We start from the raw sequence: 11,794 nt of genomic DNA, 5'->3' as shown, positions 1-11,794 counted from the left end.
GTCACTTCCAGAATGGCTTGCTGCGCGCCAGATCATCGAAGGCTTGCTGCGCCTCGATGACCAGTTCGTCCAGACGCGCGCTGATCCAGCCCAGCGCAAACCAGGCCTGCGGATGCGTGGCCGTACACGACTGGTAGTAGTCCTTGGCCATCGCCAGGTCGTTGATTTCGCCCAACACGTCCTGCACGCGGGACAGCAGCTTGCGATAGCCGCGCAGCTTGCTGGCGGGCAGCAGCGATTCGGCGAAAGACAGGCCGTAGCGCAGGCGTTTGCCGCGCTTGCGCAGTTCGTGGCGGGTGGGGATGTCCAGCGAGGCGAAGTGCGTGCCTTGGTCGGCCACCTTGCCGTGCCAACGGTGCAGGCGGCGGGCCAGGAGCTTGTGCAGACGCTGCGGCTGCGGCTCCGGCGTCAGCATCGGGATGATGGTGGGCTTGACGACGGGACCGGCCATGCCGCCTTCCAGCCGGATGGCAGGTTCGGGCGCGGCGTCGCTGGGCGTGCCGTTGGCGATCGTCTGGCCGTCCGCTTCCGGCTGTGCCGCCGGCACGTCGAGCGACCATTCCAGCAGTTCCAGCAGCCAGGCCTGAAACGGCTGGCCGCCCGCAATGGTCTGCGCATCCGCCTCGGGCGGCGCGGCTTCCATCGGGATCACGGGCATGCCGGCGCGCAGCAGCGCGGGGGCGACGGTTTCGTTCAGCACGTCCTGGTCGCGGTTGGCGCCGAACGCCGCAAAGTGGGTGCGCACGCCTTGCAGCAGGGAACCGGGCACCGGCGCGATCCAGCCATCGAACAGCTTCCAGGCCGACCGCAGCCGGCGCACGCCTATGCGCAATTGATGCACATGTTCGGAATTGCCGGCGCGGTACACGCCTTCGGTGTCGACTTCGGCCAGCACCGCGGCATTGCGGCAGATCTGGTCCAGGCATTCGGCCGCGATCGCGCCCATGGCCTGGGACGGCGTCATGTCGTTGCGCAGCTTCACGGCGGCGGCGCCGCGCGGCGCCCAGAACTGGGCGATGGCCCGCGCACGCCGCGCTTCGTGATCATCGCCGGCGGCGGCGTCCACCTCGGCCAGGCGCTGCGCAAGCTGGGCCAGGGCGTCGCCGCGTTCTGACTTGCTGCGCGGATCCAGGATCAGCGCGTGCCGCTGTTGCCAGCCGCGCGCGGCGGCGAAGATGGCGGCGGGGCGCCCCGACACCAGTTCGAATTCCAGTTCGGATATCGGCAATTCCAGCGCGCCCGCGCGCAGGATGCCGGTGTCGTAGGCCAGTTCCACCGTACCGTGGCGCGTGCGGATCTTGCGCAAGAGGCGCTGCACGTCGGTTTTGTAGCGCAGGCCCAGTTCGCCTTTGATGGAAGACAGCGGGCCTTCGACCTCGGTGCCGGCATAGACCGACAGGTCAAGCACCGGACCGGGACGAGGGTGGTTCATCTCGATGCGCGAGATCGCGTCGGCGCCAGGCATCTTCAGGGTCTGCACCCAATCGGGCCCTTCCTGCCGCAGCCGGATGGCGATGCGCGCCCGCGCAAGCTCGCGCTCCGGCGTGTCGAAATACATGGCATGCAGGCGAAGGCGCGTGGCCTCTCGCTGCTTGACTTCACGCAACACGGCCTGGCGCGAAGCCGTGGGCACGTGCAGTTTCAATTCCTGTTCCGACATGGCAGCGGGTGTCCATCGGCAAAAGCCGAGATCTTAATCAAGGCGCGGGTGCGATTTGATGACCGGTCATATTTTGTTCACATGGAGGATAGACGTGATCGCGCCGCAAAAACAAGGCGGCTGATCAAGGACGCTGACGCGCTTTTGCGTTGCTTGCGAACAGAAAGGAACCGCCCATAGAAAACGCCGCCCCACAGGGGGCGGCGAAGGAGCGCTGTCAGGGGAAACCGACAAGCGTAAAACGGGCTACAGGATGCGTTTGCGCGCCTGCGTGATGATGACTTCGGCCAAGACGACGACCACGAAGATGGCGGCCAGCACCAGGGCAACGCGGTCCCACTGGAACAGGTTCAGCGCGGTGTCCAGCGCCATGCCGATGCCGCCGGCGCCAACCAGGCCCAGCACTGCGGATTCACGCACGTTGATGTCCCAGCGCAGCAGCACGATGGACCAGAACGCCGGGCGGATCTGCGGCCAGTAGGCGTACCAGATCACCGATGCCTTGCTGGCGCCGGTGGCCGTGACGGCTTCGATGGGGCCGCGCTGCGCTTCCTCGATGGCTTCGCCGACCAGCTTGCCGACGAAACCAATCGAGCGAAAGGCGATGGCCAACGTGCCGGCCAGCGCGCCCGGTCCGAAGATGGCGATGAACAGCAGCGCCCAGACCAGCGAATTGACCGACCGGCTGGACACCAGGATCAGGCGGGCCAGCATGTTGATGGTCTTGCTGGGCGTGAGGTTGTTGGCCGCCAGTAGGCCCACCGGCACGGCCATGAACACCGACAGGATGGTCCCAAGGGTGGCGATGTGCAGCGTTTCGATCAGCGCCGCATGCACGCCATCCGGGTAGTAGGCCCAGTCGATCGGCCACATCCGGCGAAAGAGATCGGCCATCTGCTCCGGCGCGTCATACAGGAACTCCGGAATGATCTCCACGCCGCGGATCGCTTGCACGACGGCTGCCACCAGCAGCAGGTACAGCGCAAAGCGCAGCAGGCGCTGGCCCATGCTGTAGCGTTGCCAGACACGCGGCTGGCCAGCGGGATTCAAGGGGGAAACGTGGGCGTTCATTCGTCCACCTCCGCCTTGCGCGCCGCTGCCGGCTTGCTGGTGCCAAGGCCCCGCGCGCCGGCAAAGCGGCTTTGCAGGATGCGGTCGAAACCCAGGTTGTCCAGGAACACCGCCCGCACGAAGCCAGCCAGGATTTCGCCCAGCATGATGATCGCGATCAAGGTCAGCAGGATGGCGCTGACGAAGTCGTAATCGAAGCGCTGGAAGGCCGAGAACAACGTGCCGCCCACGCCGCCCGCGCCCACGATCCCCACCATGGTGGAGTTGCGCAGGTTGGAGTCGAATTGGTAGGTGGCAAAGCCGATGAAGCGGGCGAATACCTGCGGCAGCACGCCAAAGACGATGACGTTGGAGAACGACGCGCCGGTGGCGCGCACGGCCTCGACCTGCTTGAGCGAGATTTCCTCGATAGCCTCGGTGAAGAGCTTGCCGATGAAGCCGATGGACGCGACGGTCAGCGCCAGGATGCCTGCCAGCGCGCCAAAGCCCACGGCCTTGACGAACAGGATGGCGACGATGACCGGGTGCAGTGCACGGCACAACGCGACGATCGACCGCGCGGGCCACGAGATCCACGCGGGCATCAGGTTGCGCGCGCCCAAAAGGCCGACGGGCAGGGCAAGAAAGATGCCCAGCATCGAGGCCAGGACCGCGATTTCAAGACTTTCCGCGATGCCCTTCCACAAGGTGGCGGGCTTCTCGAAATTGGGCGGGAACATGCGCGCGAGGAACGTCGAGGCGTGCCCCATGCCGGCCTCGAAACGCGACCAGCTGAAGTCGAGCTGCGCGGCCGCATAGACCGTGTACAGCACCAGCAGCAGCAAGCCCAGCTTGGCGCGCCCGGACATGGCGAAGGGGCGGATGGCGCCCCGGGGTTGCGTCATTCCAGCCAAGACTCGCCTCCGTAGATGGTCTTGAGCATGGTGGCATCCAGGCCCTGTCCATTGCCGTCATAGACCACGTGGCCGCCCGACATGCCGACGATGCGCGTGGCATAGCGGCGGGCCAGTTCGACGTCGTGGATGTTGACGATGACGGGGATGCCCGTGGCGCTGCCCTGCGCGGACAGCAGCTCCATGATCTCGACGGAGGTCTTGGGGTCGAGCGACGACGTCGGCTCGTCGGCCAGCAGCACCTGCGGGCGCTGCATCAGCGCGCGGGCTATGCCCACGCGTTGGCGCTGGCCGCCCGACAGCGCATCGGCGCGCTGGTCGGCAAACCCGGCAAGGCCCACGGTATCGAGCAGCTTGTAGGCGTGCTCGATGTCCTCGGGCTCGAAGCGGCGCATCCAGGCCTTCATGGCCGAGGTATAGCCCAGCCGGCCGGTCAGCAGGTTTTCCATCACAGTCAGGCGTTCGACCAGGTTGTATTCCTGGAACACCATGCCGATGCGGCGGCGCGCGCGGCGCAGCGACGCGCCGCGCACTTGCGCCAGATCGACGGTGCCGTCTTCGGACTGCAGCACGATCTCGCCCTTGGTGGGTTCGATCAGCCGGTTGATGCAGCGCAGGAGCGTGCTTTTACCGGTGCCGGACGGCCCGATGATGGCGGTAAGCCCCTGCCCGGCAATCTGCAGGTCAATGCCGTTCAGTACCGGCCGGCCGGCCCGGTATTCCTTGACCAGGCCGGAAATGCGTAGCGACGTCGTCATGCTGGATTACTTCTTGCTCTTGGCGGATTCGCGGTCGTAGGCCGCGCGGTTGAAGCTTTCGCCACCGGACTCGGCGACCTGGCGGACGATGGCCCAGTCCTTCTGGTAGGTCACCGGATAGAAGCGGTCGGCGTTGTCAAAGGCCTTGGACATCTCCGGCGGGAAGCGGTAGTCGTAGAAGCACTTGAGCATCTGATCGCGGAACTTCGGTTCCAGGTCGTGCGCGTAGGCGAACGACGAGGTCGGGAATTTCTCGCTGGTGTAGATGACGCGGAAGTCGGCTTCCTTGACCTGGCCGCGTTCGACCATGCGCTTGAAGACGTCGGACGCCACGGCCGCAGCGTCGTAGTCGCCGGAGTTCACGCCCATGACCGATTGGTCGTGCTTGCCCGAGAAGATGACCTTGTAGTCCTTGTCGGGCGTCAGGCCTTCCTTGGGGAACAGGGCAACGGGCGCCATGTGGCCGGAGTTCGACGAGGGGGCGGTGTGCGCGAGCTTCTTGCCCTTCAGGTCGGTCAGCTTCTGGTAGGGGCTGTCCTTCTTGACGATGACGATCAGGTTGTAGCCCTGGAAGCCGTCGGCGTAGCCCTTGACCGCGAACGGCACGGCGCCCGCGATGTTCACGGCGAAGGCGGTGGGGCCGGTCGAGAAGCCGCCGACGTGCAGGCGGCCCGAGCGCATGGCTTCGATTTCAGCCGCATTGCTCTGCACCTGATAGAACACGACGCGCTTGCCCGTGCACTCGGACAGGTGCTTGGTGAAGGGCTTGAAGATGTCTTCGTACACGGCCGGGTCTTCCACGGGCGTGTACGTGAACACCAGCGTGGAAGGCGTCTTGAGCTTGGACGGATCGGTCGGCGTGTCGGCCACCAAGTCCTTGTTCGAGTCGCAGTACATCTGGTCCAGGTCGCCGCGGTTGGAGCAGGTATCGGCGGCCTGGGCGGCGGACGCTCCAAAAGCGAATGCGGCCAGCGCGGCCGCCTGCATAAGACGCAAGGCTTGCATCGTGTGTCTCCTCGTATGGGTATTAATTGAATGTTTGCTGAATTCAAACACACAACCGGGGACGGCACACTCGGGAAAGTCCCTGCCTTTCTTTTCGTCTTTTGTTCGTTTTGTTCGCTTTGTTTTCGTTTTTGCGCGAAAGCGCGCTCAGCCGCGGAAGCCCAATTTGCGGGAGATCTCCTGCGCGCAGGCCAGCAACGGCCGCGCGATCGCGCCGTCCCACGACACGTCGAACAGGCCCGTGGGGCCCAGGCTGGTCAGCGCCAGCACGATGCTCCCCGTGTTGTCGAAGACCGGCACGGACAGCGCGTCCACGCCCGGCAGCGGATTGCCCAGCGCGCGGGCCATACCGTGCACGCGGATGTCAGCCAATTGCGCGTCGATGTTGGCGCGCGAGGCCTTGCGCGGGGGCGGCACGCTGGCGATGACGGCGGTGTCGCCTTCCTCGCGCGCGATGTAGTGTTCGCTGACCTTCGGGGGCAGCCACGCCGCGAACACAAGCCCCGTGGCGGTGTGCAGCATCGACATCACCGTGCCTTTGCGCATGTTCACGTGGACCGGGTAGCTGGCTTCGGTCATGTGGATCATGGTGGGGCCGTGCGAGCCCAGCACCGCGATGCCCAGCGTGTGGCCGATCTCGGATTGCAGCTTGGCGATCTCGGGCATGGCCACGCGCACGGGATCCAGGCGCTGCAGGCTGACCAGCCCCATCTGCAGGGCGAAGGGGCCCAGTTCGTACTGGCCGGTGGTGGCGTCCTGCTGCACCAGTCCGACACGGATGAAGCTGACCAGATAAGGATGCGCCTTGGCGGAGGTCATGCCCGCGCCCGCCGCGAGGTCGCGCAGGGTCAGGGGCTTGCCGGCGTCGACCAGGGCTGCCAGCAGCGGCACGCCCACTTCGATGGACTGGATGCTGCGGCGGCCGTCATTGGCGGGCGCCGCGGTCTTGGAAGTTGCCACGGTGTGCTGACCTCAGGCCGGCTGGACTTGGGAGCGCAGGCGCGCGGCGAGCAGCCGGTCGGCCATTTCGACGAAACCGCCGCCGCCATGGAAGGCGGCCACGAAGGCGGGGCGGTGTGTCAGGCGGTGCAACTGGGCCTGGATGTTGGCCACGCCGACCGAGATCGGGAAGTAGGCGAACATCGGCTCGTCGTTGGGCGAATCGCCAATGAATAGCGTGCTGTCCAGCGCGTCCGCCACGTCCTGGCCGAACTCGCGCTGGAACATGGTGCGCGTCATCGTGAGCTTGTCGTAGTCGCCGAACCAGCCATTGACGTGGATGGAGCTGACCTTGGCCTGCGCGCCCGCGTCCTGGAAGATCTGGACGATGCGGCTGATGGCGGCGTCGGGCAGGGCGGGCACGTCTTCGCAGAAATCGATGGCCAGGTCGGCCACGCGATAGTCCTGGTCGCTGGCGACGGCGCTGCCCGGCACCTCGGCCAGGACGCGGTCGCGGATGGCGTCCAGCCGCTTGCGGCTTTCCTGGCGCGAGGCTGCGTCGGTCCAGTAATGCGTGGTCATGCGGCGGGCCTTGCGGTCGTAGGCGTAGTAGAACGCGCCGTTCTCGCCGACCACGGCGCGCACGGGCCACATGCGCGCGATGTGGTCGCACCAGCCGGCCGGGCGGCCGGTGATGGGCACAACCTGGATGCCGGCCTGTTCCAGGCGTTCAAGCGCGGCGTACGCGTCGGCCGGCAGGCGGCCTTCGGTGGTCAGCGTGTCGTCGATGTCGGTCAGGACGACGCGGACGGCTGCCGCGACGTTCAAAGGCATGGCCGCAAGGGCTTGCATGAGGTTTTTCCTTCGTTTTTCTGGGGGGATCTCCGGGCGAAAGTTTAACCGGACGGCCCCCTCCGGACGGGCCGTCCAGACACGAATAGGGGTTCGGCCCAGAGGGGCGGTAAAATCCGGGCTTTCCCGCCTGGTTTACGCGTCACGCCATGTCCGTCCAGTTGTCCTCCCTGCCCGGCTCCGAGCCGGAATCCTTCGGCATCGCTTCGGTTGCCGAGATCATCGCCGAGCTGCGCGCCGGCCGCATCGTCATCCTGGTTGACGAAGAAGACCGCGAAAACGAGGGCGACCTCGTCATGGCCGCCGAATTCGTCACGCCCGAAGCCATCAACTTCATGGTCACGCACGGCCGCGGCCTGGTCTGCCTGACCTTGACCGAAGAACGTTGCCGCCAGCTTGAGCTGCCCATGATGGCCGCCCGCAACGGCACGCGTTATGGCACCAATTTCACGCAATCGATCGAAGCCGCCGAGGGCGTCGAGACCGGCATCTCGGCCGCCGACCGCGCCCGCACCATCCAGGTGGCGGTGGCGCGCGACGCCAAGCCGGCCGATCTGGTCCAGCCCGGCCACATCTTCCCCGTGCGTGCCGTGCCCGGCGGCGTGCTGGTGCGCGCCGGCCACACCGAGGCCGGCTGCGACCTGACCGCCATGGCGGGCCTGACGCCGGCCGCCGTGATCTGCGAAATCCTCAAGCCCGACGGCACCATGGCCCGCCTGCCGGACCTGGTCGAATTCGCGCGCCAGCATGGCCTGAAGATCGGCACCATCGCCGACCTGATCCAGTACCGCAGCGAACACGAGTCCATCGTCAAGCGCGTGGGCAAGCGCACCATGCAGACGGCCTGGGGCACGTTCGAGGCCCTGGCCTACGAAGACGCCGCCACCGGCTCCGCCCACTTGGCGCTGGTGCATGGTAATGTGACTCCCGACGCCGAGACGCTGGTGCGCGTGCACGAGCCCGCGTCCGTGCTGGATGTGCTGGATACCGGCGCAAGTCCGCATAGCTGGGGCGTGGCCCAGGCGCTCGAGGCCATCGCCGCCGCCCCGGCCGGCGTGCTGGTGCTGATGAACTGCCAGTCCTCCACGGAACACCTGTTTGGCCAGATTGCAGGCTGGAACGACCCGAAGGCCCAGGCCAATTCCGCCAACGCCGACCGCTTCGGCCTGCGCACTTACGGCATCGGCGCCCAGATTCTGCGCGACCTGAACGTGGGTCAAATGAGGCTCCTGGCCCGGCCGCGCAAGATGCCCAGCATGGCGGGCTTCTCGCTCACCATTACGGGTTACGATTGCGACCCGCAGAACACTCCCGCAACACACTGAAGGCCGACACATGAACCCTTACATCCTTACCCCCGACCTGAACGGCGAAGGGCTGCACATCGGCATCGTACGCGCCCGTTTCAACGAAGAAATCGGCCAGACCGAACTCGAAGCGTGCCTGAAGGAACTGGCCGAACTGGGCGTGGACGAGCGCGACGTGATGGTCGCCACCGTGCCCGGCGCGCTGGAACTGGGCGTGGCCCTGTCCCACATGGCCGAGACGTTTGAATTCGACGCTCTGATCGCGCTGGGCGCGGTCATCCGCGGCGAAACCTATCACTTTGAAGTGGTCAGCAATGAAATGGCCACGGCAATCACCCGCATCTCCCTCGAAACCGGCATCCCCGTCGCGAACGGCGTGCTGACCGTCGACACCGACGAGCAGGCGCAAGCCCGCGCCGCCGGCAAGGGTCGCGATTGCGCCCAGGTGGCCGTCGAAATGGCCAACCTGGTGGCAGCGCTGGAACCCGAGGAAGAAGACGAAGACGAAGACGACGAGGACGAAGATTTTGACGACGAAGAAGACGACGACCAGCGCTGATAGCGCGGCGCAGGCCCGCGCCAATGCGCGCAGCGCGCGCCGCCGTGCGCGCGAATTCGCGCTGCAAGGCGTGTACGCGTGGCTGCTGCGCGGCGGCGAAGGCACGCAGGACGCCGGCGAGATCGACGCCCATCTGCGCGACACCGAGGACTTTTCCGAGGCCGATGCGCAGTGGTTCAAGACCTTGCTGCACGGCGTGCTGCGCGAAGCGCCCGCGTTGCGCGAACGCTTCACGCCCTACGTCGACCGTCCGCTGGCCGAGTTGTCGCCCGTTGAGCACGGCATCCTGCTGATCGGCAGCTTCGAGCTGATCCATCACGTCGAAGTGCCGTACAAGGTCGCCATCAACGAAGCCGTGGAACTGGCCAAGTCGTTCGGCGGCACCGATGGCTTCAAGTTCGTCAACGGCGTGCTCGACAAGCTGGCTGCCGATGTCCGCGCGCACGAGGTCCAGGCCGCGGCGCAGCAACGGCGATAGCGAGCCCCCCCGCAGCGCTTCGCGCTTCCCCTCCGAGGGGAGCGCCGCTGCGGACCGGCGGAGCCCGGATCCGCGCGGCCCCGATCTGGCCCGCACGGCGGCCATGCAGACAATGGCGACCATCGGGCGCCGCATAGTGGAGGCGCGGTGGCGTCCGAATTTGATCTGATTGCGCGCTATTTCACGCGTGCCGCGCCTGCCGGCCTCTTGGGCGTTGGCGACGACTGCGCGCTCTTTCCTGTTCCTCCCGGTGAACAGGTGGCCACCAGCACGGACTTGCTGCTGGAAGGCCGGCATTTCTTTCCCGACGTAGACCCGAAATCGCTGGGCCACAAGGCGCTGGCGGTAAACCTGTCCGACCTCGCGGCCATGGGCGCGCGCCCGATCGGCTGCGTGCTCGGGCTGGCGTTGCCGCGCCTGGACGAGCCTTGGCTGGCGGCGTTTGCCGAAGGGTTTCACGCGCTGGCGGCGGCCCACGGCTGCCCGCTAGTCGGCGGCGATACCACGCGCAGCGCGCACGATCTGGCGATCAGCGTGACCGTGTTTGGCTCGGTGCCCCCCGGTCAGGCGCTGCGCCGCGATGGCGCGCGAAGCGGCGACGACATCTGGGTGTCCGGCGAACTGGGGGCGGCAGACGTGGCCTACCGGCTGCTCGACGGGCAATACCCGGCTGATGCCGCGCTGCTGGCCGCCACGCGCGACGCGTTGGAGTGGCCCGAGCCGCAAGTGGGGCTGGGCACGGCGCTGCGCGGCATCGCGAATGCAGCCATCGATCTTTCCGACGGCCTGGTGCAGGACCTGGGCCACATCCTGGCCGCCAGCCGCGTCGGCGCCTGCCTGCGGTTCGCGGACCTGCCGATGGCGCCCGCGCTGGCGGGCCTGGACGCGGCACCGCTGCAACGCGCGCTGCTGGGCGGGGGCGATGTCTATCAACTGTGTTTCACCGCGCCGCCGTCCCGGCGTGACGCCGTGCTGGCGGCAGCCCGCAGGGCCGGCGCCCGCGTGACCCGGGTGGGCGAGGTCCTGCCGCAGCCGGGCATCGCGGTTCTCGACTCGCACGGCCAGCCGCTTGCCGAGCTGCCCGCCGGCTTCGATCACTTCCCCGCGGACTGATCCGCGGCTTCCTTTTTGCAGACCCTTCCCCCATGTCTTCCGCTGATAAGCACTCCACCTCCATGCGCGACCGCCGCCGCGCTGCGTATCCGGCGCTTTCCTGGGTCTGCCGCGATCCGGGCCGGCTGATTGCGTTTGGCTTTGGCAGCGGACTGATCCGTCCGGCCTCGGGCACGTGGGGCACGCTGCTTGCTTGGGCCATCTGGGTGGCGGCGGCGCCTGCGGCGTCGGACCTGGCCATCGGCGTGTTCCTGGCGGTGGCATTTCTGTACGGATGCTGGGCCTGCCATCGCGTCGGCCGAGAACTCCAGCAGCCGGATCATGTCGGAATGGTCTGGGACGAGATGGTGGCGTTCTGGCTGGTGCTGTGGCTTACGCCGGCCGGTTGGTTGTCGCAGGCGCTGGCGTTCGTGCTGTTCCGCACGTTCGACATCGTCAAGCCGCCACCCATCAAGTTCTTCGACGCCCATATCAAGGGCGGTTTCGGAGTCATGTGGGACGATATCGTGGCCGCCGGCTATGCCTTGCTGGTGATGGCGCTGGTGGCCCGCACAGGAGTCTTGGGATGAACGATCAGCATGAAGGCGCGCGGACCAACATGACGGCCGCGCAGTTGTCGGAAGCGACGATCCTCGGCCTGTCCGAGCGGCTGGGCGATGTGCTGCGCCAGCAGGGGTGGATGATTGGCACCGCCGAATCCTGCACGGGGGGCCTGCTGGCAGGCGCCATCACCGCGGTGGCTGGTTCCAGCGAATGGTTCGAGCGCGGTTTCGTCACTTACAGCAACGACGCCAAGGTTACCGAACTGGAGGTGTCGCCCGAAACGCTGCATAACTTTGGCGCAGTCAGCGAGCCCGTGGCACTTGAAATGGCAAACGGGGTGCTGCTTGCCGTGCCCAATGCGCACGTGGCCATGTCGACCACCGGCATCGCCGGACCGGGCGGCGCCACGCCCGGCAAGCCGGTGGGCATGGTGTGCTTTGGCTTTGCCATGCGGGTGGGCGACGGCATCAGCAGCCGCGCGGTGACGCACGTGTTCCAGGGCGACCGGGGGCAGGTGCGGCAGGCGGCGGTGGAGTTCGCGCTGCGGGCCGTGCTGGAATTCGCGGGGGCGCCGATCAACCGGCGATGAATCCCGACGCGAAACGCCCGCGCTGAA

General features: G+C 66.9%; 13 protein-coding genes. 6 read left to right on the top strand and 7 right to left on the bottom strand.

What is annotated here, in order from left to right; translation table 11 throughout:
• Position 1: 1 nt before the first annotated feature.
• The 7 genes from LN047_RS24310 to LN047_RS24280 form a co-directional block, all read right to left on the bottom strand.
• On the bottom strand, positions 2-1,660 hold the full coding sequence (locus LN047_RS24310; RefSeq protein WP_373980446.1) for a CHAD domain-containing protein: 1,659 nt from the start codon (positions 1,658-1,660) through the stop codon (positions 2-4).
• A gap of 246 nt (positions 1,661-1,906) precedes the next feature.
• Positions 1,907-2,731 (bottom strand): phosphonate ABC transporter, permease protein PhnE, encoded by an 825-nt coding sequence (gene phnE / locus LN047_RS24305; protein WP_056325416.1) that lies wholly within the window; start codon positions 2,729-2,731, stop codon positions 1,907-1,909.
• Positions 2,728-3,615 carry a phosphonate ABC transporter, permease protein PhnE gene (phnE, locus tag LN047_RS24300; protein ID WP_062839588.1) on the bottom strand — a complete coding sequence of 296 codons (888 nt, stop codon included), beginning with the start codon at positions 3,613-3,615 and terminating at the stop codon, positions 2,728-2,730. The genes phnE (LN047_RS24305) and phnE (LN047_RS24300) overlap by 4 nt, the downstream gene beginning before the upstream one ends.
• Complete coding sequence (gene phnC, locus LN047_RS24295) at positions 3,612-4,382, bottom strand: phosphonate ABC transporter ATP-binding protein (protein WP_175156063.1); 771 nt, start codon at positions 4,380-4,382, stop codon at positions 3,612-3,614. Before phnC ends, phnE (LN047_RS24300) begins: the two co-directional genes overlap by 4 nt.
• 6 nt (positions 4,383-4,388) lie before the next feature.
• Entirely contained in the window at positions 4,389-5,387 is a 999-nt protein-coding gene (phnD, locus tag LN047_RS24290) for a phosphate/phosphite/phosphonate ABC transporter substrate-binding protein (RefSeq protein WP_373980445.1), read from the bottom strand.
• A gap of 147 nt (positions 5,388-5,534) precedes the next feature.
• Complete coding sequence (locus tag LN047_RS24285; RefSeq protein WP_056325427.1) at positions 5,535-6,347, bottom strand: IclR family transcriptional regulator; 813 nt, start codon at positions 6,345-6,347, stop codon at positions 5,535-5,537.
• 12 nt (positions 6,348-6,359) lie between these two features.
• Positions 6,360-7,178 (bottom strand): HAD-IIB family hydrolase, encoded by an 819-nt coding sequence (locus LN047_RS24280; protein ID WP_373980444.1) that lies wholly within the window; start codon positions 7,176-7,178, stop codon positions 6,360-6,362.
• 149 nt (positions 7,179-7,327) lie between these two features.
• Between LN047_RS24280 and ribBA the strand changes: the two genes are divergently transcribed.
• The 6 genes from ribBA to LN047_RS24250 all read left to right on the top strand — a co-directional run bounded on the left by ribBA (position 7,328) and on the right by LN047_RS24250 (position 11,767).
• Positions 7,328-8,503 (top strand): bifunctional 3,4-dihydroxy-2-butanone-4-phosphate synthase/GTP cyclohydrolase II, encoded by a 1,176-nt coding sequence (ribBA, locus tag LN047_RS24275; RefSeq protein ID WP_373980443.1) that lies wholly within the window; start codon positions 7,328-7,330, stop codon positions 8,501-8,503.
• Between the two features lie 10 nt (positions 8,504-8,513).
• Positions 8,514-9,044 carry a 6,7-dimethyl-8-ribityllumazine synthase gene (gene ribH, locus LN047_RS24270; protein ID WP_373980442.1) on the top strand — a complete coding sequence of 177 codons (531 nt, stop codon included), beginning with the start codon at positions 8,514-8,516 and terminating at the stop codon, positions 9,042-9,044.
• Positions 9,013-9,522, top strand: a complete 510-nt coding sequence (gene nusB / locus LN047_RS24265; protein WP_056325438.1) for a transcription antitermination factor NusB — start codon at positions 9,013-9,015, stop codon at positions 9,520-9,522. The genes ribH and nusB overlap by 32 nt, the downstream gene beginning before the upstream one ends.
• Before the next feature lie 147 nt (positions 9,523-9,669).
• Positions 9,670-10,635 carry a thiamine-phosphate kinase gene (gene thiL, locus LN047_RS24260; RefSeq protein ID WP_373980441.1) on the top strand — a complete coding sequence of 322 codons (966 nt, stop codon included), beginning with the start codon at positions 9,670-9,672 and terminating at the stop codon, positions 10,633-10,635.
• Positions 10,636-10,697: 62 nt separating this feature from the next.
• Entirely contained in the window at positions 10,698-11,204 is a 507-nt protein-coding gene (locus LN047_RS24255) for a phosphatidylglycerophosphatase A (RefSeq protein WP_056325443.1), read from the top strand.
• Complete coding sequence (locus LN047_RS24250; protein WP_373980440.1) at positions 11,201-11,767, top strand: CinA family protein; 567 nt, start codon at positions 11,201-11,203, stop codon at positions 11,765-11,767. The genes LN047_RS24255 and LN047_RS24250 overlap by 4 nt, the downstream gene beginning before the upstream one ends.
• Positions 11,768-11,794: the final 27 nt, after the last annotated feature.

The organism is Achromobacter sp. JD417 (genome assembly GCF_041879325.1).
GTDB classification, from domain to species: domain Bacteria; phylum Pseudomonadota; class Gammaproteobacteria; order Burkholderiales; family Burkholderiaceae_B; genus Achromobacter; species Achromobacter mucicolens.
The sequence above is the reverse complement of the archived record's forward strand: the minus strand, read 5'-3'. Positions and strand labels throughout refer to the sequence as shown.